The organism is Peribacillus suis, assembly GCF_059384845.1.
In genome coordinates this window covers 3,282,779-3,302,972 of the sequence record NZ_CM182019.1, presented here as the reverse complement: position 1 = coordinate 3,302,972, position 20,194 = coordinate 3,282,779, and the positions used below count along the sequence as shown (strand labels likewise).

The 20,194-nt window shown below is 40.9% G+C and carries 22 protein-coding genes; 15 read left to right on the top strand and 7 right to left on the bottom strand.

The annotated features are described in order from the left end of the window. Positions 1–56 precede the first annotated feature (56 nt). The 5 genes from AC503W_RS16160 to AC503W_RS16140 all read left to right on the top strand — a co-directional run bounded on the left by AC503W_RS16160 (position 57) and on the right by AC503W_RS16140 (position 5,427). Positions 57–2,489 carry a heavy metal translocating P-type ATPase gene (locus tag AC503W_RS16160; protein WP_494914921.1) on the top strand — a complete coding sequence of 811 codons (2,433 nt, stop codon included), beginning with the start codon at positions 57–59 and terminating at the stop codon, positions 2,487–2,489. Positions 2,490–2,642: 153 nt separating this feature from the next. Continuing rightward, a complete protein-coding gene (locus AC503W_RS16155) occupies positions 2,643–3,617 on the top strand; it encodes a C39 family peptidase (protein ID WP_494914919.1) in 975 nt (324 codons plus the stop codon). Between the two features lie 227 nt (positions 3,618–3,844). Further along, positions 3,845–4,009 carry a hypothetical protein gene (locus AC503W_RS16150; protein WP_427687447.1) on the top strand — a complete coding sequence of 55 codons (165 nt, stop codon included), beginning with the start codon at positions 3,845–3,847 and terminating at the stop codon, positions 4,007–4,009. A gap of 446 nt (positions 4,010–4,455) precedes the next feature. Further along, positions 4,456–4,953 (top strand): GNAT family N-acetyltransferase, encoded by a 498-nt coding sequence (locus tag AC503W_RS16145; protein WP_427687446.1) that lies wholly within the window; start codon positions 4,456–4,458, stop codon positions 4,951–4,953. Between the two features lie 108 nt (positions 4,954–5,061). Further along, the gene (locus AC503W_RS16140; RefSeq protein ID WP_427687847.1) at positions 5,062–5,427 is read left to right on the top strand and encodes a DUF4181 domain-containing protein; all 366 of its coding nucleotides are present in this window, start codon (positions 5,062–5,064) and stop codon (positions 5,425–5,427) included. Between the two features lie 178 nt (positions 5,428–5,605). Here AC503W_RS16140 and AC503W_RS16135 read toward each other — a convergent pair whose 3' ends face one another. The 3 genes from AC503W_RS16135 to AC503W_RS16125 form a co-directional block, all read right to left on the bottom strand. Further along, positions 5,606–6,076 (bottom strand): DMT family transporter, encoded by a 471-nt coding sequence (locus tag AC503W_RS16135; protein WP_427687444.1) that lies wholly within the window; start codon positions 6,074–6,076, stop codon positions 5,606–5,608. Positions 6,077–6,089: 13 nt separating this feature from the next. After that, positions 6,090–6,518 (bottom strand): DMT family transporter, encoded by a 429-nt coding sequence (locus AC503W_RS16130; RefSeq protein ID WP_427687442.1) that lies wholly within the window; start codon positions 6,516–6,518, stop codon positions 6,090–6,092. Positions 6,519–6,596: 78 nt separating this feature from the next. Further along, entirely contained in the window at positions 6,597–6,911 is a 315-nt protein-coding gene (locus AC503W_RS16125; RefSeq protein WP_427687440.1) for an ArsR/SmtB family transcription factor, read from the bottom strand. A 309-nt stretch (positions 6,912–7,220) separates the two neighbouring features. On the opposite strand from AC503W_RS16125, the gene AC503W_RS16120 reads away from it, so the two are divergent. The 8 genes from AC503W_RS16120 to AC503W_RS16085 all read left to right on the top strand — a co-directional run bounded on the left by AC503W_RS16120 (position 7,221) and on the right by AC503W_RS16085 (position 14,288). Continuing rightward, a complete protein-coding gene (locus AC503W_RS16120; RefSeq protein WP_427687438.1) occupies positions 7,221–9,287 on the top strand; it encodes a BglG family transcription antiterminator in 2,067 nt (688 codons plus the stop codon). After that, complete coding sequence (locus tag AC503W_RS16115; protein ID WP_402957611.1) at positions 9,284–9,550, top strand: PTS sugar transporter subunit IIB; 267 nt, start codon at positions 9,284–9,286, stop codon at positions 9,548–9,550. Before AC503W_RS16120 ends, AC503W_RS16115 begins: the two co-directional genes overlap by 4 nt. Before the next feature lie 28 nt (positions 9,551–9,578). Beyond that, entirely contained in the window at positions 9,579–10,847 is a 1,269-nt protein-coding gene (gene ulaA / locus AC503W_RS16110) for a PTS ascorbate transporter subunit IIC (RefSeq protein ID WP_427687436.1), read from the top strand. Positions 10,848–10,947: 100 nt separating this feature from the next. Then, the gene (locus AC503W_RS16105; RefSeq protein ID WP_494914916.1) at positions 10,948–11,808 is read left to right on the top strand and encodes an HAD family hydrolase; all 861 of its coding nucleotides are present in this window, start codon (positions 10,948–10,950) and stop codon (positions 11,806–11,808) included. 166 nt (positions 11,809–11,974) lie between these two features. Continuing rightward, positions 11,975–12,154 carry a DUF4083 family protein gene (locus AC503W_RS16100; protein WP_494914914.1) on the top strand — a complete coding sequence of 60 codons (180 nt, stop codon included), beginning with the start codon at positions 11,975–11,977 and terminating at the stop codon, positions 12,152–12,154. Between the two features lie 149 nt (positions 12,155–12,303). Further along, positions 12,304–12,549: a hypothetical protein gene (locus AC503W_RS16095; RefSeq protein WP_494917378.1), complete on the top strand. Its 246-nt coding sequence runs from the start codon at positions 12,304–12,306 to the stop codon at positions 12,547–12,549. A 71-nt stretch (positions 12,550–12,620) separates the two neighbouring features. Continuing rightward, complete coding sequence (locus AC503W_RS16090; RefSeq protein ID WP_494914913.1) at positions 12,621–13,445, top strand: class I SAM-dependent DNA methyltransferase; 825 nt, start codon at positions 12,621–12,623, stop codon at positions 13,443–13,445. Positions 13,446–13,460: 15 nt separating this feature from the next. Beyond that, positions 13,461–14,288 carry a DUF1835 domain-containing protein gene (locus AC503W_RS16085; RefSeq protein WP_494914911.1) on the top strand — a complete coding sequence of 276 codons (828 nt, stop codon included), beginning with the start codon at positions 13,461–13,463 and terminating at the stop codon, positions 14,286–14,288. A 110-nt stretch (positions 14,289–14,398) separates the two neighbouring features. On the opposite strand, the gene AC503W_RS16080 is transcribed toward AC503W_RS16085, so the two are convergent. Genes AC503W_RS16080 through AC503W_RS16065 form a run of 4 tightly spaced genes read right to left on the bottom strand, consistent with a single transcriptional unit; the run spans position 14,399 to position 17,327 of the window. Beyond that, positions 14,399–15,079: an N-acetylmannosamine-6-phosphate 2-epimerase gene (locus AC503W_RS16080; protein ID WP_494914909.1), complete on the bottom strand. Its 681-nt coding sequence runs from the start codon at positions 15,077–15,079 to the stop codon at positions 14,399–14,401. Continuing rightward, a complete protein-coding gene (locus AC503W_RS16075) occupies positions 15,073–15,957 on the bottom strand; it encodes an ROK family protein (protein WP_494914907.1) in 885 nt (294 codons plus the stop codon). Before AC503W_RS16075 ends, AC503W_RS16080 begins: the two co-directional genes overlap by 7 nt. Before the next feature lie 10 nt (positions 15,958–15,967). Further along, positions 15,968–16,639: a FadR/GntR family transcriptional regulator gene (locus AC503W_RS16070; RefSeq protein WP_402873557.1), complete on the bottom strand. Its 672-nt coding sequence runs from the start codon at positions 16,637–16,639 to the stop codon at positions 15,968–15,970. Further along, complete coding sequence (locus tag AC503W_RS16065; RefSeq protein WP_494914905.1) at positions 16,626–17,327, bottom strand: FadR/GntR family transcriptional regulator; 702 nt, start codon at positions 17,325–17,327, stop codon at positions 16,626–16,628. The genes AC503W_RS16070 and AC503W_RS16065 overlap by 14 nt, the downstream gene beginning before the upstream one ends. 173 nt (positions 17,328–17,500) lie before the next feature. Between AC503W_RS16065 and AC503W_RS16060 the strand changes: the two genes are divergently transcribed. Together AC503W_RS16060 and AC503W_RS16055 are read left to right on the top strand one after the other, a co-directional pair. Next, a complete protein-coding gene (locus AC503W_RS16060) occupies positions 17,501–18,370 on the top strand; it encodes an N-acetylneuraminate lyase (protein WP_494914903.1) in 870 nt (289 codons plus the stop codon). Positions 18,371–18,539: 169 nt separating this feature from the next. After that, on the top strand, positions 18,540–20,078 hold the full coding sequence (locus AC503W_RS16055; protein ID WP_494914902.1) for a sodium:solute symporter family protein: 1,539 nt from the start codon (positions 18,540–18,542) through the stop codon (positions 20,076–20,078). The last annotated feature ends 116 nt before the right edge of the window (positions 20,079–20,194 follow it).

The following is a 20,194-nucleotide window of genomic DNA, read 5'->3' as shown; positions in this document are numbered from 1 at the left end:
TACTCTAATTCTTTCAAAAGAATATACCCCTATTGGGTATAATGGAGGTGAAATTGATGGCAACCGCATCTAATGATAAAGCAGCGAAAGAATCCAATCTTCAAATTTCAGGGATGACGTGTGCAGCGTGTGCGAACCGGATTGAAAAAGTGTTGAATAAAATGGACGGAGTCGAACAAGTCTCCGTCAATTTAGCCCTTGAAAAATCCACGATAACATACGATCCTTCCAAACTGAGTGAAGAAGACTTTGAAAAGAAGATTGAAGCGCTTGGGTATGGTGTCGTGAAGCAAAAAAAGGAATTTGCCATCACGGGCATGACGTGTGCAGCGTGTGCGACGCGGATTGAAAAGGGCCTAAACAAAATGGATGGTGTATCATTTGCCAACGTCAACTTAGCGCTTGAAAAAACGACGGTGGAATTCAATCCATCTGAAGTGACGGCTGCGGACATCATTGCAAAGGTAGAAAAGCTTGGGTATGGTGCCCATCAAAAGCAAGACGGAAAAGAACAAGTGGATTACCGTGAAAAGGCCATTAAAGAGCAGAAACTGAAATTCATCATTTCTGCCATTCTTTCCTTGCCTTTACTATGGACAATGTTCGGGCACTTTTCTTTTACATCCTTTCTATATGTACCGGATTTTTTAATGAATCCCTGGGTTCAAATGATCTTCGCAACGCCTGTCCAATTTATCATCGGTAAACAGTTTTATGTAGGTGCTTATAAATCACTTCGTAACGGTAGTGCCAATATGGATGTGCTCGTGGTGATGGGTACGTCAGCGGCTTATTTTTACAGTGTATACCAAGCCATCGTTACACTGGGTGCGCATCATGGTCCGCATCTATATTTTGAAACAAGTGCCGTGTTAATTACCCTTATCCTGTTAGGTAAATTATTCGAGGCAAAAGCAAAAGGCCGTTCATCCGAGGCCATCAAGAAATTGATGGGGCTTCAAGCGAAAACAGCCATGGTCATTCGAGAAGGTGAGGAAAAAGAAATCCCGCTAGAAGAAGTGATGATCGGTGATACCATCCTGGTGAAACCGGGTGAGAAGATCCCGGTTGATGGAGAGGTAATCGAAGGAACGACGGCTGTCGACGAATCCATGCTAACAGGTGAAAGCCTGCCGGTGGATAAGGCTAGTGGTGACCTGCTTTATGGCTCCACCCTCAACAAAAATGGCTTCATTAAAATGAAAACGACAAAAATTGGCCGGGATACGGCATTAGCCCAAATCATTAAGGTAGTAGAAGATGCGCAAGGGACAAAAGCGCCGATCCAACGATTGGCAGATAAGATTTCAGGCGTGTTCGTACCGATTGTCATCGGGATTGCCATTCTTACGTTCTTGGCATGGTTGGTCCTGGTGGATCCAGGGAATTTCACGGCTGCACTTGAAGTGTTGATTGCCGTCCTTGTGATTGCCTGTCCATGTGCTCTAGGATTAGCCACGCCAACTTCCATCATGGCAGGTTCAGGTCGTGCAGCTGAATTCGGCATTTTATTCAAAGGTGGCGAGCATTTAGAACAAACCCAAGGCATCGATACGGTGGTTGTGGATAAAACAGGGACCGTCACACATGGTAAACCTGTATTAACGGATGTTCATGCGGCAACGGGTCAGGATGAGGAGCAGTTCCTATCCTGGATTGGCGCTGCCGAAAAGCAATCCGAACATCCCTTGGCAGAAGCAATCGTGCAAGGCATTCAGGAAAAAGGAATCGAACTCGGCGATGTCCAATTCTTTGAAGCGATTCCGGGTCATGGGGTACAGGCAACGGTTTCAGGCCAAGGTGTCCTCGTTGGTACGCGGAAACTAATGAAACAATACGGTATCGATATTCAACCGATCCTTCCAACGATGGAGAAACTGGAGGCTGATGGAAAAACAGCGATGTTAGCGGCCATCAATGGACAGTATGCAGGCCTAGTGGCCGTGGCCGATACCATTAAAGAAACTTCCAAAGAAGCTATATCACGCTTACAAGGCATGGGTATCACAGTCATGATGATGACAGGCGATAACGAGCGCACCGCACAGGCGATTGGTAAAGAGGTAGGCGTTGACGCCGTCATTGCCGAAGTGCTCCCTGAAGGGAAAGCGGAAGAAGTGAAGAAGTTGCAACAACAAGGGAAGAAGGTTGCCATGGTCGGGGATGGTATCAATGACGCACCCGCCCTTGCCATAGCGGATATTGGCATGGCAATAGGAACCGGTACGGACGTTGCCATGGAAGCCGCCGACATTACATTGATTCGGGGGGACTTGAACAGTATAGCGGATGCCATACTCATGAGTCGCAAAACGATGCGCAATATTAAACAGAATCTGTTCTGGGCATTCGCCTACAACGTGATTGGGATTCCAATTGCAGCCATGGGGCTTCTGGCACCATGGGTAGCAGGCGCTGCCATGGCATTCAGTTCAGTATCGGTAGTCTTGAATGCATTGCGTCTCCAAAGGGTCAAACTAGAAAAGTAAGCTAATTAAATGAAAAAAGAGCCTTGCTACCATAACGTGTAGCAAGGCTCTTGATTGTGCGAGAATTTAGTTAACTAGTAAACTCCTTGACGATAACAATTCCATCCACTATAATCAAATCTTGTGAAAAAAACAGGAAAAGGATGGGGACACATGAAAAGAATTCTAACGGCAGCTTTAGCATCCTCCATGCTATTATTATCGGCGTGCTCAGATGACACGGACTCAAAGGAAACAGAAGTTACGAAGGAAGTAGATACAAAAGTGTCAGCTGAAACGGATGTTGCAGCGACCATCAAAGGGAAAGACTACGATGAAACGGGTGGAGCGGATGCCTATGCTTCTAAGGGAGACCATGCGGATTCTCGTTACTATAAAGCACCTGACTTCTATAATATGAAGTCAGATGATCGGTTAATTCTGATTGAAAACTATCAAACGATGCAACAAACGACAGAATGGTCTTGTGGACCTGCCACGGCTTTAATGGTCGCGAATCATTTTGGGTACACGGATCTAACAGAGATGGATATCGCGAAGCAAATGAAGTCGATGACGGACTTGGATGTTAAAGACGCGTTGCCAGGAACCGCGAATAACTTCCCGGAATATGGTTCGAATGTTTCCCAACTCTATGACTTTTTCAAGAACTTAAAAGGATTTGAAGTGGTCGAATCAAGCTATCGCGAAGAATACAAGGACGCAGACTTGATTCAATCAAGTAAAGAGGTCACGGAGAATAACGTGGGCAACCTGCCAGCAACCTTCACGTGGAACAGCCTGTACGCTTCCGAAAACAGTGAAACAACAGAAGCGTTTGTAGAAGATGCAAAAGATAGCTATTTCGTGAAATGGCTGACGAATCATTTGAAGAACGATCGTCCAATCATGGTGGAATGGGGCGACTGGGATGGCCATTGGCAATCGATTATCGGATATGACAATAACGGCACACCGGGCATTGGCGATGATACACTGATCTTCGCTGACCCATATGATACATCCGATCACTCGCAAGATGGCTATTACTTCTATCCATTAGAGCGTTGGTTTGGCCAATGGAATGACCGCAACATCGCACCAAAACCATTCCAATTGCAACCTTATCTTGTTGTTGATAAGAAATAAATAGATATGGTAATCGGCAACATCCACTGATGGATGTTGCCGATTTTTTTTGATGAAAGTATAAATTTTACGACTATATATTTTTTTGGAAAAGTTTTATAAGGTTCGTTATAGTGATTTTTTAAATTTTCAATTGCTATATGAGTAGTATTTTGGTATTTTCTCTATAAAAATCCTTACTATCGTAGTATAATTCTTTTATATAAAATAAGAAAAAAGGGGATAAAATGCATCAAAAGATAAAAGCCTGTAATAGTTGGGTAAGAGATATGCAAAGTTTTTTTGAAAAGGTTGTAATACTCTTAAAATCAATAAACGAAGTTGAGGAAAAAGTAATGTACTTTACCGGTGCCATATTAGGTTTGATTTTAATAGTGCGTTGGTTATTCTAACTCTACCCTATCTTTTGGATTATTAGGCAGCATTTTGAATGAATGACAATGGAAAATGAGTTGAAAGTAGAACTTAAACAATCAATTTTTAGACTTATAAAACTTTTGGGTAGTATCGTGTGGTCCATTTTGACTCTCATTGGTTTAACGTACGTTTTAATTGTAATGATTAAAGAAGTTTTTGGATTCCTTTTTTAAGATGAACAGGCTGTCGACAACAGATCGACAGCTATTTTTGTATCTTACAAGCCAAATATGTTGATGCAAAGATACAGAAACCATAAATTTTTATGGTTTTTTTGTTATGTACGATTGAATGAACATCTTTGCCTTCGAAGGATATATAATTCGTGAAAAATGGTAAAATGAGGGTTGTCTTAATTGAGCTAGAAAATGATGTGTTTTTTCTACAACTAACAGGTATGAGGAAATGAAAGGAGATTAGTATGGTAATAAGGGAAATAAGGGTCGATGATGCCGGGGACTTTATCAATCTAGTAAAAGATGTTGAACATACATCTGAATTTATGCTAATGGAACCAGGAGAAAGAAAAGCGACACCTGAACAACTACGAAAGCAATTAGAAGTGATTAAGCAACAACAAAATTCAACCATTTTTGTGGGAGAAGACCAAGGGAAATTGATTGGTTATTTGATGGCCATGGGCGGTAGCGTGAAGAGAACAAATCACTCCGCTTATCTTGTTATCGGCATCTTAAAGGAGTATAGAGGAAAAGGAGTAGGTAAAAGTTTGTTCCAAAATGTGATTAAGTGGGCTTCACATCACGATATTTCGCGATTGGAATTAACAACAGTCATTCAAAATGAGGCTGGTATTGCTCTATACAAGAAGTTTGGATTTGATATAGAAGGAACAAAAAGAAACTCACTTGTCATAGAAGGGAAATCTTATAATGAGTACTATATGGCAAAACTTTTATAGCCTGCTTGTAGTGTGGGGGCAATGGTGATAATGGCGGTACATAGATCAATAAAATGATTGCATATTTTGAAGCTATTATATATAGATTAAGTGGATTGGGTTGTGTTTATGAGATTCTTCGTTTCATTTTTAGCAGTTTTCTTCCTTGTTTTTATTGGTGCCTACTTTATAAATAAATATCTAACGAAATGGCTTGGTGTAGAAAAGAAAGAAAGCATATCGGAAACTCCGGGTAAGAATCTTGAACGATGGGGAAGAGGTATCATCCTATTCATTTTTATATGTGCACTTCCCATGGTACTAGAGTACGAAAATATCCTTCAGTGGTATTGGATTCTTTTCTTGAACGTATTAATTGGTTTTCAATCATTTCTGGAGTGGAAGTACCTAAAACCTTCCAAACAATATGTAATTACTCTTACTTACTTAGTATTTGCTTTAGTTATCATATATGGAATAGATAAATTCATTTAACCATCTAGATATTACTTTAAACAAGAATAAAAATGAAGAAGATCATTTGTTTTCTTAATAAAAAACAAGTGATCTTCTTTATAGTACAAGTTAAAAACTTTTTTATGAGACCTATTGCAGCACCTAACACCATGCCTATAAACAATTTGGCTGCTATCATTGCATTGCTGTATGACTATCAATAGGCTGTTTTTGCCTCTTCTCTCGAGCGTTTATTCCCTTTATAGATAAAATAAAGGGAAATGATCATAAATAGTAATGCGAAGACACGTTTCATATCTAATTGTATGACTAAGCTATTGAACCATCCAAAATGATCAATGATTACGCCAATTACAAGTTGACCGGTTATTCCGGCAATATTGGTTGCGATAACCCCAATTCTAGGAACGGCCATGACAGTCAGAAGTAAATACATGGTGCCTAAAAATGCTGCACTCAACTGCCATTTCGGTGCTTCTAGAAGGCCAAGCACATTTCCCCTGCCAAAAAACATGATGAAAATCGTAAGAAACATGGTTCCAGTGAGAAAGGTCAAAAATGTTGTTTCAATGGTTCCGGCTTTTCGACTAAATGTGCCATTTATAGATGATTGAGCGCTTAATGTGATGCCGCCTAAAAATGTAAATAAAATCATGAATAACCCCATAATTGTGTACCTCCTAGTTGATTAATATAAGTGCAATAATCATTGAAATAACTGCCAGAATCTTTTCTTTATTAATTCTAGTTTTTGTACTGCCTAGCCACCCAAAATGTTCAATGACCATACTCATCACTAATTGTCCGATGATGACAGCAACCATTGTAATGCCAACACCGACGTATGGGACACTTATAACAATGGAGGTTAAATAAACAACACCCAGGACACCACCAAGTAATGACCATTTAGGTGCTTCAATTGTATAGGAAATCCTTCCTTTTCCAAAAAACAGCCACAATAGCCCCATGATAATGGAGCCCATGAAGAAGTTATAAAAACTTGTTTCTATTTGTCCAATTGTTTTTCCCAATTCAGCATAGATAGCTCCTTCAAAGCTAAGTGCTGCTCCAGCCAACAGAGCTAGTATATAAGATATAAAGCGCATAGAGAGTTTCTCCTTTTTCATATATTTATATATCTAGAAAAATAGATATAAATAGTGGAAAACAGAAATCAAGATAAATTAGATCTCTGTTCTAAAATACTTAGCTAATTGTTGAATGAATTTTTCATTGCGCCTATAGTAAGTCCATTGTCCATGACGAATCGATTCAAGTAGCCCAGCTTTTTGCATCATGTTTAAGTAGCTAGAAACCGTAGATTGAGAAACTTTGGCTTTTTCTTGAATATCCCCAACACATACTCCACCTTTATAACTTACCTCCTTTGGTAGGTGAGCGCCTTGTTTTGGAAAGTGCTTCTCTGGTTCCTTTAACCACTTAAGGATGTGAAGCCTTGTTTCGTTAGATAACGCCTTGAATACATCAATAGGATTCATGGACGTAATTATATATCTAGATTTCTCGATATGTCAACTTGAGGAAATAAAGAGAGTACAGGTAATGAAGCATACCTTCATTAACGAACAAGTGATATAGCGAAAATAGGAAACGAGCCTCCCTCAGGATCGAGGTTTTATTTTTGTTCCTAAAAAAGGAATGAGATATGGTACACTGATTCAAAAACCAAGGTGCACATCATTTGTACAATATATTTTTGTGCAGGTGTGTGGACAATAATCGGACTGAGAAACCATATATATCAAATGAAAAGTAAGGTATCGTGGAATTAGGGAGAGGGAGAGCCAATGTTTTTAGATGAAAGAAGCGCAAACCTAATAAAAATATTACAGCATTCACCCATTTCAAAAATGAAAGATATTGAAGAGCAAACTGGTCTGACGAGAAGACAAATTCAATATGCTTTTGGCAAAGTGAATGATTGGCTTCACTATCACGGGTATCCAGCCATTCTCTATCAAAAAGAATTAGGATATTCCCTTCCTGACAAAGTTCAAGAGGAAGAATTGAACGTAAAACTAACCAAACGCAATTATGTATTTTCTGAGACAGATAGAGAGAAATTGTTCTATCTCATGATTTTGCTTAGTCCTGAAGCGTTATCTGTCTATCATTTTCAATCAATCACGGGGCTATCACGTAATACCGTATTAAAGGACCTGAAGCAGCTCAAGGAGAAAGCGCAAGAAGTGAACCTTAAGATTCACTACTCCAAGCAAGATGGTTATGTGATTAAGGGAGAAAGCAGAGTCAAGCGATACATGATTGAACAACTGGTACATGATGTCCTTAATCGCCCGGATAATAATCTGATTATTGAGTGTATTTGGGGAGATCAACAACCAAACATTCAATCCATCCGGTATCAGCTGGAGCAGATTGAACGTGAATTGGGGATCACCTTTACGGATGAGCGGCTGCATGAATTGACCTATTTATTTCTATGTACAGATCAGCTCATTGGAAAAGGGGAAGAATTGCAAGTCAATCAGAGTTGGTTACCTTTTGTGACAACAGATGAATTTAAAGCGGTTGAGCAAATGACGAAAACCGATGCGTTCCAATCGGTTTGGAGCGAAACGGAAAATTTATATGTAACCCTCCATCTGCTAAGCATGAACCGGACAAAGGATATATCCCCGCTCAAGGAGGATGAAGTGATCGAAACGCTTTTGCAGGAGATTGTAAAAGAGTTCGAAAAATTGGCCTTTGTTCATTTACATGATAAAGACCAGCTATGCCAGCAATTGTACGTTCATTTTAAACCGGCTTATCATCGTCTAAGATACGGGCTTTCATCCATGAATCCGATGACGGAAAAGGTCCAAAAGGTCTATCCTGAACTGCATCACCTGACCAATAAATCTTTAGGGATACTAGAGAAAGAGATTGGGCGTCCGGTACCTGAAGAGGAAGTGGCATACTTTACGATTTATTTTGGAGGCTGGTTGCGTAGACAAGGGACTACTTTGGATGACCGCAAAAGAGCCATCGTTGTTTGTCCGAATGGGATTGGCATCAGCAATATTCTCATCTACACATTGAAGGAATTATTTCCGGATATATTGTTTTTGGATGTATTATCTGTTCGGAATGCGTCCGAGTATCCATTAGCGTACGATCTCGTTTTTTCAACGGTACATATGAGAACCAAAGTTCCGTTATTTGTCGTACCGCCCATTTTGGAAAGGCAGGACAAACATAAGCTGCGCCTGCAAGTCATGCAGGAATTGTATGGGTATACGACACAAAATGTTGATGGTTCCGCTCTGTTAAAAGTCATTTCAAAATATGCAACCATCCATGAACCTGATCAACTTGAAAAGGCCCTTGAATCCCTGATGTACATAGATGCACCCAAGGTCAATAAATATTCCTTAAAGGAGGCGGAGAAACCAGTGTTAGATGAACTACTCAACCTACAAACGATTCAAATCCTGCCGCGTGTTACAGAGTGGAGAGAAGCGATTCGAGTTGCAGCCCAGCCTCTTGTTGATTTAGGAACAGTCGAAGAGAGATATGTGGATGCAATGATTGAAGGAATCGAAACGAATGGTCCCTATGTGGTGATCACGCCTGACGTGGCCATCCCTCATGCACGTCCTGAGCAAGGTGTTCGCTCATTATCTATGAGTCTATTGAAATTGGATGAACCGGTGGAATTTGCACCCGATAAACCCGTTAGGTTGATCATTGTTTTGGCTGCGGTAGATAACGATTCACATTTACGGGCATTAATTCAGCTGACTCAATTACTGAATGAACGAGCTAATATTGAAGCGATTTTAGAGACAACGGATCCATCCATACTTATGGATTACGTACATACATATTCTAAGGAGGAAACAGAATGAAGAAAATCATGGTAGTTTGCGGAAATGGATTGGGCAGTAGTTTCATTATGGAGATGAATGTGAAAAAGGCTTTAACACAAATGGGGAAAACGGCTGAGGTAGACCATACGGATCTCACATCCGCTAAATCGGTCCAAGCGGATATATTCCTAGGGGCAGCAGATATTGTCGGCCAACTGGATGATGGAACCCGTACGATTGTTACATTGGAAAATATGATGAGCATTCCTGAAATTACATCCAAATTGGAATCACTTGTCTAACTAAAGCTCGGTAAAAGGGGAATAGACTATGTTGGATATCATTATGAACGATATTTTAGGCACACCTTCCATACTCGTGGGGTTATTCGCTCTGATTGGCTTACTGTTACAGAGAAAGTCCAGTGCCGATGTCGTGTCAGGTACGCTGAAAACGGTTATGGGGTTCATTATCATTGGAGCAGGAGCAGCCGTCCTTACAGGTGCCCTTAACATATTTAGTCAAATGTTCGACCAGGCGTTTCATGTAGAGGGTGTCATTCCGAATAACGAAGCCATTGTAGCGGCTGCACAAAGTGATTTTGGGACATCGACGGCCCTGATTATGGTGTTCGGTATGATTGTGAATATTTTATTAGCTCGCTTTACTCCATTAAAATATATCTTTTTAACGGGTCACCATACGCTGTTCATGGCCTGTCTACTAGCTGTCGCTTTGTCGGTTGGCGGCATGAACGGATTCCCGCTTATCCTTACCGGCTCCATTTTATTAGGGCTATGTATGGTCGTGTTTCCTGCCATTCTGCAGCCTTATGTAAGAAAGATTACCGGAAGTGATGATTTTGCGATCGGTCACTTTGGGACAATCGGATATTTCGTTTCCGCTACGATTGGGAAATGGTTCGGAAACAAGGAAAAGACAACGGAACAAATTAAGGTCCCTAAATCTTTAGGGTTTTTACGAGATACATCCGTTGCTGTATCGCTGACAATGACGATTTTCTTTTTGATTGTCGCCCTGTTTGCTGGACAAGATTATATTGAATCGACGCTTTCTGGTGGTTCCAACTTCCTTGTATTTTCGTTTATTCAAGCCATTACATTTGCAGCTGGTGTATATATCATTCTAGCTGGGGTGCGGATGTTGATTGCTGAGATCGTGCCAGCCTTCAAAGGGATTGCAGATAAAATTGCGCCCAATACGAAGCCTGCACTAGATTGCCCTACGATTTTTCCTTTTGCTCCAAACGCAGTAATTATCGGCTTTTTATTTAGTTTCATCGCGGGAATCTTATCGATGTTCCTGTTGCCGATATTAGGCTTGAAGGTTATTGTTCCGGGACTTGTGCCACATTTCTTCACCGGAGCAGCTGCTGGTGTCTTTGGAAATGCGACGGGTGGTCGTCGCGGGGCTATGCTGGGATCTTTTGCAAATGGACTCATCATTAGTTTCTTACCAGCCATTTTACTGGTATTATTAGGTGACATAGGATTTGAAGGCACGACATTCGGTGACTCAGATTTCGGTGTGGTAGGTCTATTAATACTAAGTATTTTGAAACTGTTAGGATTTTCTTAATCTACTAGAAAAATAGATAGATTCGCCAACAGCCTACAATCTCACAGATCATGGGCTGTTGGCATTTTTGTTACGAAATTCGCATGGACGGGGTGGAAACATGGGATACAAAGCAATCGTGCTCGATATGGATGGCACGACATTGAATGAAGTGAATACGGTGAACGATACGCTGAAAAACTACTTAATCGAACTTAGGAATAGTGGAATGAAGGTGTTCATTGCAACGGGAAGAACGGTAAAAGAATTAAGAGATGTTCTGCCAGAGGATTTGATCGTCGATGGGATGGTAACGGCCAATGGTATGTCCGCCTTTATTGGAACGGAGAAGATTTTTGAACATGCACTGCCTTCCGAACTTGTGGATGACATGATTAATAAAGCAGCAGAGAGAAAGATATTTTACGAAGTCCATCCAAATGATGGCGTCAGAATGGCCTTACAAAAAGATAAAGACTATACGGTCGAACATATGACGGGGACAAAGCCGGAGACGGTGGATGAAAACGAATGGTTGTCCAGAAAAGTCGCCGTCGAGAGCAAAATCAACTGGGTCGATCAACTCGAGGAATTAAGTGTCGCCAAGATTTATTTTTTCAGTAAAGAAATGAAGGCAATCAAAGACTGGATCACAGAACTCGAACAGTTCAAGAAGATAACGGCCTTTACAACGGCTTCCTCCACACATCACAATGTGGAAGTGACCGTGGACGGTGTCTCCAAAGCAACAGCAGTTCAAGTCTTGCTTGATCACTTTAGTCTCTCTCCGGACGATATTCTGGCCGTAGGAGACGGAGAAAATGACCTTCCTCTATTCAAGCTCTCCGGCCACTGTGTCGCCATGAAAAATGCGCTCGAATCGGTAAAGGAACAGGCGGATGAAGTGACCGAGTATTCCTATCGAGAAGATGGCCTGTATCACTTTTTGAAAAAAACATTTCCGATAGCTCAACCAAAGTGAATAATAAAAAAGGGCGTACGGATAATCCGTGCGCCCTTTATTATATAGAAGGAACGCGTTCATGCGAAAATATTTTACATACATCAATGAAATGCCCCATCAATCCTAAGACAACTGCCATCCAGCATATGATATGATTGATAAAAAAGGAAAGGATGGATTTATTTTGAATATTAATGCCGGTGATATACTATTTCAACTCATGATGCTTATCGTACTGTTTGGCATGATTTTTGCCATTTACTTTTTTGTCCGGAACCTCGTTAGAAAATCTCGCAATTCTAAAGCCATAGAACAAAAACTTGATAAAGTCATCGAGCTGCTTGAAAAGGAAAAAAGAGAGTAAGGTGTGAACCAACCGTGAATACCATGGATTGAATTGTGGCGCTCTTTATAAATAAGTATCTAATAAAGGAGCTGGTTTACTTGGAACTAAAAGAAGTGACTTATCAAAAGAAGCATGGGGCCATTAGTATAACTTCAGTTGTTTTAGGAATGATTTGTTTTTTTATAGTTTTTATCACGCCCACAAGAATAGCGAATATTGGTAGTTTGATTGGTGATTATCTAACATTTTTCCTTACTGGTGTAGGTATGATCATTTCTATTGTAGGGATCGTAAAGAAACGGGAAAAAAATACGCTCCCGATTATCGGGTTAATTCTGTCATCATCTTTTTTTATTTATTGGGTTATTATTATAATCATGCTGTTCACAGGTCAGATTGAATTTGGGCCATGAACCTATATAAAAGAGATAGTTCCCGAAACTATCTCTATCCATTTCTACTATTTCGTAAAAGGAGGGCATGTGTGGAGAATATAAATGGCAATTCAGAAGAGTACGATGATCCGATTTTATATGATAAGGAAAATGAATCATATAGGCAAGACCTTCCTTATCTATTGAAATGGGCTTCGAAAACCGAAGGCCCCATCATTGATTTAGCTTGTGGGACAGGGAGGGCGACCATTCCTTTAGCGAGGAAAGGATATAAACTTATCGGTGTGGATGTCCATAAAGGAATGCTAGGAGAAGCAAAAAGGAAGTCGTCGGACCTGAATGTACATATTGAATGGATCGAACAGGATGCTAGAATGCTTACCTTGAAAGTAAGAAGCCGGTTGATCTTTTCAGTCGGGAATTCCTTTCAGCATTTTCTTACAAACGAAGATCAGGACGGATTCTTATCATCTGTAAATAACCATTTAGAGCTTGATGGGCTATTCATCTTTGACACGAGGTTTCCAAGCACGGAAGAATTGCTCCAACCTGACACAGAAGAATATTGGAGAACCATAGAAGATGAGGATACGCAAAAGAGGATCGATGTGTATACGATAAGCACCTATGACTCACTCAGTCAGGTCCAACATTACACGACGATCAGAAAGTTTGTAGATCAAAGTGGGGAAATAGTAGATGAACAAAGAACGAACATCCGGTTGCGATACGTGTTTCCAAAAGAAATGGAACGCATTCTAGCGAGTAACGGACTGGAGATCGTCCATATCTTCGAGGATTGGAATGAAACACCTGTGACGAATGATAGTTATGGGATGGTCTATGTTTGTAAGAAAACAAGGGACATAAAGACTTCTTTATGCGTGGGTGTTTCGAACGGAAGTGTAGGATAACGGAGGGGGATTGCAGTGAAGCATATCTTATTTAATCAAGCAGCATTCGGTGCTTTGAGCCATGCATTAAAAAGAGAAAATGTTGAGATCATCACGTTTCCGAATTTCTTTGGTGAAGGTCCCATCCATCGTTTATTAACGGAGAAAGGTTTTTCAGATAGGATAAAATGGCTACAGGAAGCCTATCGGTTTGATAAGAAGATGAGCGAACAGTATGTGGCTTTGTTTCATGATGCACTTGCATGTGTTCGACAGGTTAAAGAAGGCGAGCAAGTGATTGTTTGGACGTGTGAAAATGCGGCGGAACAATTTGGGTTACGCTTGGTAAGCCATCTATTGTCAGGCAAAAGATGTTCGATTTCCGTGTGCAATACATACTTTCCCATGCTTTATTTCCATGAAGATGAACATACACAATATGATATTCGCCATTCTGGTGAGGTTAGCCCTTCGCAGATGAAGCGAATGCTAAAGCTGAATTTACTGGATCCACTTCCTGAAGATCAGCTCGCTCTTTTACAGGCAGAAGCGCTTCAATTAATGGAGGGACAATCCATTGTTCGTACATGGATTAGAGGAAGGATTATCGAGGATGACGAATCCAGGGATGATCAAGAAATTATCCGGTATGCTAGTGACATGCAATCCGAATACGGTATCGATAATTTTTACAACGCTGCTCGCTTGATTGGACATGTTTTAGGATGGAGTGAGCATGACATCAACGATACATGGATTGATTACCGTTTACGTATGTTGATAAAGAAAGGCATTTTTGAATCTATCGGTCACCTAAGTGAGATGCGTTCCTATCAAGTTCGATTGAACACTAGGGCAAGATAAATGATATGTCTTTCGTAATAGAAGATGCTGAATAGTGATCATCGCACACCCAACCCTTTATGCACCAATGGGTTGAATGTGCGATGTCCACTTCAAACAGGTAAAGTCAATCATCCTTGAACTTGATTAACAAAAAGCTGTGTGATGTCTTTTGGACGTGTGATGGCCCCTCCGACGACACTTGCATGGGCGCCCAATTCCATGCACCTTTTATACATGTCGGGTGTCATGACATTTCCTTCCGCAATAACGGGGATGTTCACATGCTGGAGAACCTGTTTCAAGAATGCAAAGTCATCATGATAGAGTTTCTCTCCACTTGTTTCTTCCGTGTAGCCATGTAATGTAGTGGAAATACAATCGAATCCGAGTTTTTCCGATTGTATGGCATCCTCTAAAGTAGCGATATCCGCCATGAGTTGAATGCTAGGATTCTTTTCTCTTACATAGTGGACCAGATCGCTTAAAAGAAGATTCTCCGGTCTTGTCCGATGGGTGGCATCCATGGCAATCATCTCGCAGCTACTATCCAGTAGCTCATCGATTTCCTTGAAAGTGGCGGTAATGAATACGGAGCTATCCTCATAGTCGCGTTTGACGATGCCGATGACGGGCAGGTCCACTTCTTTTTTTATCGCGATGATATCCACTTCGGAGTTTGCCCGGATTCCTTTTGCACCGCCTTGTTTAGCGGCCAACGCCATTTTCGACATGATGAATGAGCTATGTAGAGGCTCATTTGGTAGGGCTTGACAAGATACGATTAATCCACCTTTAACTTCGTTTAACATTCTATATTTCCCCCTTTGAAAAATGGATGGACCGCCCCGAATAGGGAGGCATCATTATATAATTGAGCAATTTTTATTTCTGTCTTCAAAAAATCAGTAGGAAGATAAGTGGTGAGCTGCTTTTGGATATGGTTCAGTAAAAAGTCGCCTTGGCGGGAAATGCCGCCTCCTATCAGGATACACTTCGGATCGACTACCAGGATAATTTGCGCCAATCCCCTAGCCACTTCCTTACTCCATGCCTCAATCAAGGCTATGTATGGCTCTTCACCGAGTCTTGCTTTCTCAAAGACTTCCTTCGCGGAGACACCTTTACCAAACTCTTTTTCAATCATTCTATTTAAAGCGGTTGTGGATGCTCTCATTTCATAATTCGTTTTTGTTTCTGGATCGTATAATAGATAGCCGACGGAGTTTGCCTGATGATGGGTTCCATCCATGATTCCGTCATGATAATAGGCCCCGCCGATCCCCGTACCTAAGGTAATGCAAAACACATCGTTTTCCCCTTGGGCAGCGCCTTGCCAAAGCTCGCCGATCAAAGCGGCATTCACATCATTTTCTACAGAAATGGGGTAAGGAAATAGACGGGATAAATGGGCTTTGAATGCAGTACCTTTATAGTCCCGGATAGTGGGCCCCGCAAAGATGATTTCCCCTTTTTCCCGGTCGACGATTCCGGCAGTGCTGATGCCCACGCCGTTAATGGCCGTCTCATTGGAAACAGCGGAAATGATGGACTCCACCTGTTTCAGTATAGCCTGGTCGATATTTTCTTTTGTTTTCACTTGTTGATGCCCATGCAAATGTTTCTGATCGTCCAAGAGGGCATATTTAATAAACGTACCGCCGATATCAATCGATAAATAATCAGCCATGGATATCCTCCTACACTTTCGTTTGTTTAATGTGTTGAATGAGAAGTGTTTTTGCCTCATCGGCATTCCCCATCAGTAGCGCTTCGACAATATTCCTGTGTTCCTGGATGAGGCCTTTGAATTCTTCAAGCGAGAGATGGATATGTTGCACTTGGAAAAAATAACTGGTGATCATGTTCGTCATTTGTATAAATAAATCATTATTGGTGGCTTGCAGAAGCTGCTTATGAAATAGGGTATCCGCTTCTTTGAATTCTTCTTGGGTCGTTGCCTTTTCGCTTTCTTCGACCACTTCCTTCAACATGTCCAAATCATCCATACTCTGATTTTTTACAATTTCATCAATGGCACTTGATTCAAATAGAATTCTCAAACCCAATATATCCCGGATATTTCCGCTGTTTATTTGCCATAAAAAGAAGAAGTTATCCAAAAGGTTTTCTATATTGGATTCATTGAGAAAAGCGCCCTGGCCCTGTCTGATGCGTATGACATCCGTATTTTCAAGGTAGCTCAACGCTTCCCTCACTACGGACCTGCTTACGCCAAACATTTCCGTGAACTTGCGCTCCGTTGGGAGTTGATCGCCCGCTTTTAAGTTTTGCGAAATGATATAGTTTTTAATTTCTTGAATGACCGTTTTCTTAAGTGGCTTTTTTTCTTCCATTTTAATGGGTTCCATTTGCTTCCTCCAAAGTAGTAATAAAACGAAAAATGGGTTGGAAATGTTCCTTTAGGACTTTTTGAGCCACAGGCAAATCTTTATTCTTGATCGCATCGATGATGTCTGCATGCTGTTTGTATGAATCAATCAGTGTGTCCTCTTTCTCGATGAAATCCATTCTAACCAGGGAAAAGTACTCACTGATCACTTCACTGAACTTGAAATAGGTCTCATTTTCCGTTGATTTAATTAAGGCTTGATGAAATAAACGGTCGAATTGTTTCGTGTCTTGTTTTTGGATGATCGTCTGATAATACGATTCATTTATGCTGATGAGGTGATCAATATCGACATCCACTTGTTTCTCAATGATCAATCGCAATGCCCCTAATTCGATGACTTCCCGAATTTCCATCAATTCTTTCATTTTTACACCGTGCGTGTCGTAATAATGTTTAAGTATCGTATGGATTGAATCGAGTGTAGGCTCAGCTATATAGACGCCGCCACCGGGCTTCACGTTCAAGATCCCTACGGTTTGGAGCGAGATTAACGCTTCGCGTATAACCGTCCTGCTTACTTGCAACTGTTCGACCAGTTCTTTTTCTGTTAAAAACTTATCATTGGGTTTCAGATTATTTTCTAAGATATGGCTCTTCATTCTTTCAATCGCGATTGTGACCAATGAGGTCTTATGAATTGTCATGACGCCACCCCTTTATGTATGTCTACCATATTATAGAAATGAAGGAAAGGGATTACTGAAATTTGTTGACATTTTTATGAAAGGCTTTTATGATAAATTTGTAAATAAAAATTGGTCTGACAATATTATATCTTTGTTATCTGAATTTTTCAAACTAATTAGGGGGTTAAGATATGAAGGGGTTATTTTCAGCACTACTGATACCATTTGATGAAAATGGGAAGATTATCGAACAAGGCTTGCGTGAGATCGTTAGACAAAATATTGATGTTCAGAAAGTGGACGGTCTATATGTGAATGGTAGCTCAGGTGAAAACTTCATGCTATCTACCGATCAAAAAAAGCGAATTTTCGAAATTGTCAGTGAAGAGAGTAAAGGGGAGGTCAAGCTAATTGCCCAGGTAGGATCGATCAATCTGGACGAAGCCGTTGAACTGGGTCAATTTGCAACAGAGCTTGGCTACGACAGTCTATCAGCCGTCACGCCGTTTTACTATAAGTTCAATTTTGAAGAGATCAAGCATTACTATGAAACCATTATTGATCATACAGGCAATAATATGATCATTTACGCGATTCCTTTCTTAACGGGTGTATCGATGAACATGGATCAATTTGAGGAACTCTTTCAAAATGACAAAATCATCGGCGTGAAATATACGGATGGAGACTTCTACTTATTGGAGCGACTTCGTAAAAGATTCCCAGATAAACTGATTTATTCTGGATTCGATGAAATGCTTATCTATGGAGCCATTTCAGGAGTGGATGGGGCAATCGGGAGTACATATAATATCAATGGAAAGCGATCTAGACAGATTTTGGAGTTGGCGCAAAGTGGCAAGGTAGCGGAGGCGTATGAGATTCAGCACGTCACCAATGACCTTATTGAAAGAGTGCTAGATTTGGGATTATATCAAACGTTGAAAGAAGTACTGAATGTAAAAGGCATCCAAGCAGGTACGGTCAAAAAACCGATGGCGCCATTTGATTCAAGCAAAAGGGAAGAAGTGGAACAACTCGTAAAAGATTTTAACTTATAAGATAGCTCATAGATAGAATGTGTTGGACACTTAACTATCTGATTTTTCTGTAATCACGATGTACTGCAAGGGCCGTGCCACTCTTTTTTTAAAAGAAGAGGGGGGCAGGCGCTTTTGTTGCCTTTTAAGGAAGCTCTATAAAATGATTTTATGATGAGGGGTGTATTATATGGAGAAGATTAGTTTTGGCGTGGCTAACTGGGCTGTCATGGTAGTCTATCTACTAGCGATGCTAGCAGTGGGGCTTTATTTTACAAAGAAATCTGGTAAGAATACGGATGCGTTCTTTACCGCAGGTGGTAAGATTCCTGCTTGGGCCGCGGGTTTCAGTATCTATGCTACAACGTTAAGTGCGATTACGTATATGTCGACACCAGAACAGGCATTTTTATCTGATTGGACGTATGCAGCAGGTAATCTATCAATACTGGCCATCATACCGGTGTTGATCTATTTTTATATTCCTTTCTTTAGGAAGCTGAATGTCACGACGGCCTATGAATATTTAGAGGAACGCTTCGGTGTATCTCTTCGCGTGATAGGAAGTTTACTCTTTACACTTTTCCACATTGGCCGTATAGCGATTGTCGTCTACTTGCCAACGCTTGCCATTACACTCGTTTCCGATATAAATCCCTTTATCATAGCTCTTGCGGTTGGAGGTTTATGTATTGTTTATACGTTCCTCGGGGGGATTGAAGGGGTCATTTGGAGCGATGTGATTCAAGGGATCATCCTTCTAGGCGGTGCCGTATTACTTGTCATCCTGGGAATCTTCTCGATCGATGGCGGACTCTCGACAGTTATCGATGATGCGGTCAACAACAAGAAAGTGGTAACGGCAGACAGTTTCAAGTTCAGTGCCGTCACGGCAGCCATCCCGATTATTTTCTTAGGCTCCATCTTTAATAATCTACATCAATATACAGCCAGTCAAGACGTCGTACAACGTTATCAAACGACTAGTTCAATCAAAGAGACCAATAAGTCTTTGTGGACCAATGGAATCTTGGCTCTTATCACGATCCCTGTCTTTTTTGGATTTGGTACCGTCCTTTATAGTTACTATACGAATGTTGAAGCCCTTCCAGAAGGATTTAATACTTCAGCCATCGTGCCGTATTTCATCGTTTCAAGTTTACCAGCGGGGGTAGCGGGCTTACTGATCGCCGCCATATTTGCCGCTTGCCAATCTACAATCTCCTCTAGTTTAAATAGTATTTCCGCTTGTATAACCGTCGATTTTAAACAAAGATTTTTAGGTGCAAATGAAAAAAGTGATGTATTGTTGGCGAGAATTGTCATTATCGCCTCTGGTGTACTGGGTATGGTAGCCGCTTTATATCTCATTTCAAGCAATCAAGCTGAAACATGGAACTTGTTCTTGGCTATCACAGGATTATTCGGTGTTCCGATTGCCGGGATCTTTGCTCTTGGGATATTCACGAAACGTGCCAATACACCTGGAGTATTGATCGGTCTATTCTTAAGCGCGATTACCTCCTATTTCGTGCAACAAACAGACATGACACCGTTCATCGTTAGTATCGTATCGTTCTTTACTTCTTTTGTATTCGGATATCTTGTGAGTTTGTTATTCCCGAAGTTCAACAAAAACACCACAGGGTTGACCATTTATACGAAAAACGAAGAATATGTGAAGCCTAACCTACACCCAGAACCGCAATCCAAGTCTAAAGCCGTGTAAGAAAGTCTAATATAAGGATAGCCAGTCATGTTGATGATTGGCTATTTACTACTTTTACCCAAAGCATGACAAAAATAAAAAAAGGGTTTTTACCCTTGGATAGTGAACATAAATAC

What these genes read in the sequence shown, in the direction of transcription:
- AC503W_RS16130 (WP_427687442.1), bottom strand. Translation starts at nt 6,518, where the DNA reads ATGCGCTTTATATCTTATATACTAGCTCTGTTGGCTGGAGCAGCACTT.
- AC503W_RS16115 (WP_402957611.1), top strand. Translation starts at nt 9,284, where the DNA reads ATGAAGAAAATCATGGTAGTTTGCGGAAATGGATTGGGCAGTAGTTTC.
- AC503W_RS16065 (WP_494914905.1), bottom strand. Translation starts at nt 17,327, where the DNA reads ATGACAATTCATAAGACCTCATTGGTCACAATCGCGATTGAAAGAATG.
- AC503W_RS16155 (WP_494914919.1), top strand. Translation starts at nt 2,643, where the DNA reads ATGAAAAGAATTCTAACGGCAGCTTTAGCATCCTCCATGCTATTATTA.
- AC503W_RS16145 (WP_427687446.1), top strand. Translation starts at nt 4,456, where the DNA reads ATGGTAATAAGGGAAATAAGGGTCGATGATGCCGGGGACTTTATCAAT.
- AC503W_RS16135 (WP_427687444.1), bottom strand. Translation starts at nt 6,076, where the DNA reads ATGGGGTTATTCATGATTTTATTTACATTTTTAGGCGGCATCACATTA.
- AC503W_RS16105 (WP_494914916.1), top strand. Translation starts at nt 10,948, where the DNA reads ATGGGATACAAAGCAATCGTGCTCGATATGGATGGCACGACATTGAAT.
- AC503W_RS16070 (WP_402873557.1), bottom strand. Translation starts at nt 16,639, where the DNA reads ATGGAACCCATTAAAATGGAAGAAAAAAAGCCACTTAAGAAAACGGTC.
- AC503W_RS16075 (WP_494914907.1), bottom strand. Translation starts at nt 15,957, where the DNA reads ATGGCTGATTATTTATCGATTGATATCGGCGGTACGTTTATTAAATAT.
- AC503W_RS16120 (WP_427687438.1), top strand. Translation starts at nt 7,221, where the DNA reads ATGTTTTTAGATGAAAGAAGCGCAAACCTAATAAAAATATTACAGCAT.
- AC503W_RS16095 (WP_494917378.1), top strand. Translation starts at nt 12,304, where the DNA reads ATGATTTGTTTTTTTATAGTTTTTATCACGCCCACAAGAATAGCGAAT.
- AC503W_RS16140 (WP_427687847.1), top strand. Translation starts at nt 5,062, where the DNA reads ATGAGATTCTTCGTTTCATTTTTAGCAGTTTTCTTCCTTGTTTTTATT.
- ulaA (WP_427687436.1), top strand. Translation starts at nt 9,579, where the DNA reads ATGTTGGATATCATTATGAACGATATTTTAGGCACACCTTCCATACTC.
- AC503W_RS16150 (WP_427687447.1), top strand. Translation starts at nt 3,845, where the DNA reads ATGCATCAAAAGATAAAAGCCTGTAATAGTTGGGTAAGAGATATGCAA.
- AC503W_RS16080 (WP_494914909.1), bottom strand. Translation starts at nt 15,079, where the DNA reads ATGTTAAACGAAGTTAAAGGTGGATTAATCGTATCTTGTCAAGCCCTA.
- AC503W_RS16055 (WP_494914902.1), top strand. Translation starts at nt 18,540, where the DNA reads ATGGAGAAGATTAGTTTTGGCGTGGCTAACTGGGCTGTCATGGTAGTC.
- AC503W_RS16160 (WP_494914921.1), top strand. Translation starts at nt 57, where the DNA reads ATGGCAACCGCATCTAATGATAAAGCAGCGAAAGAATCCAATCTTCAA.
- AC503W_RS16125 (WP_427687440.1), bottom strand. Translation starts at nt 6,911, where the DNA reads ATGAATCCTATTGATGTATTCAAGGCGTTATCTAACGAAACAAGGCTT.
- AC503W_RS16060 (WP_494914903.1), top strand. Translation starts at nt 17,501, where the DNA reads ATGAAGGGGTTATTTTCAGCACTACTGATACCATTTGATGAAAATGGG.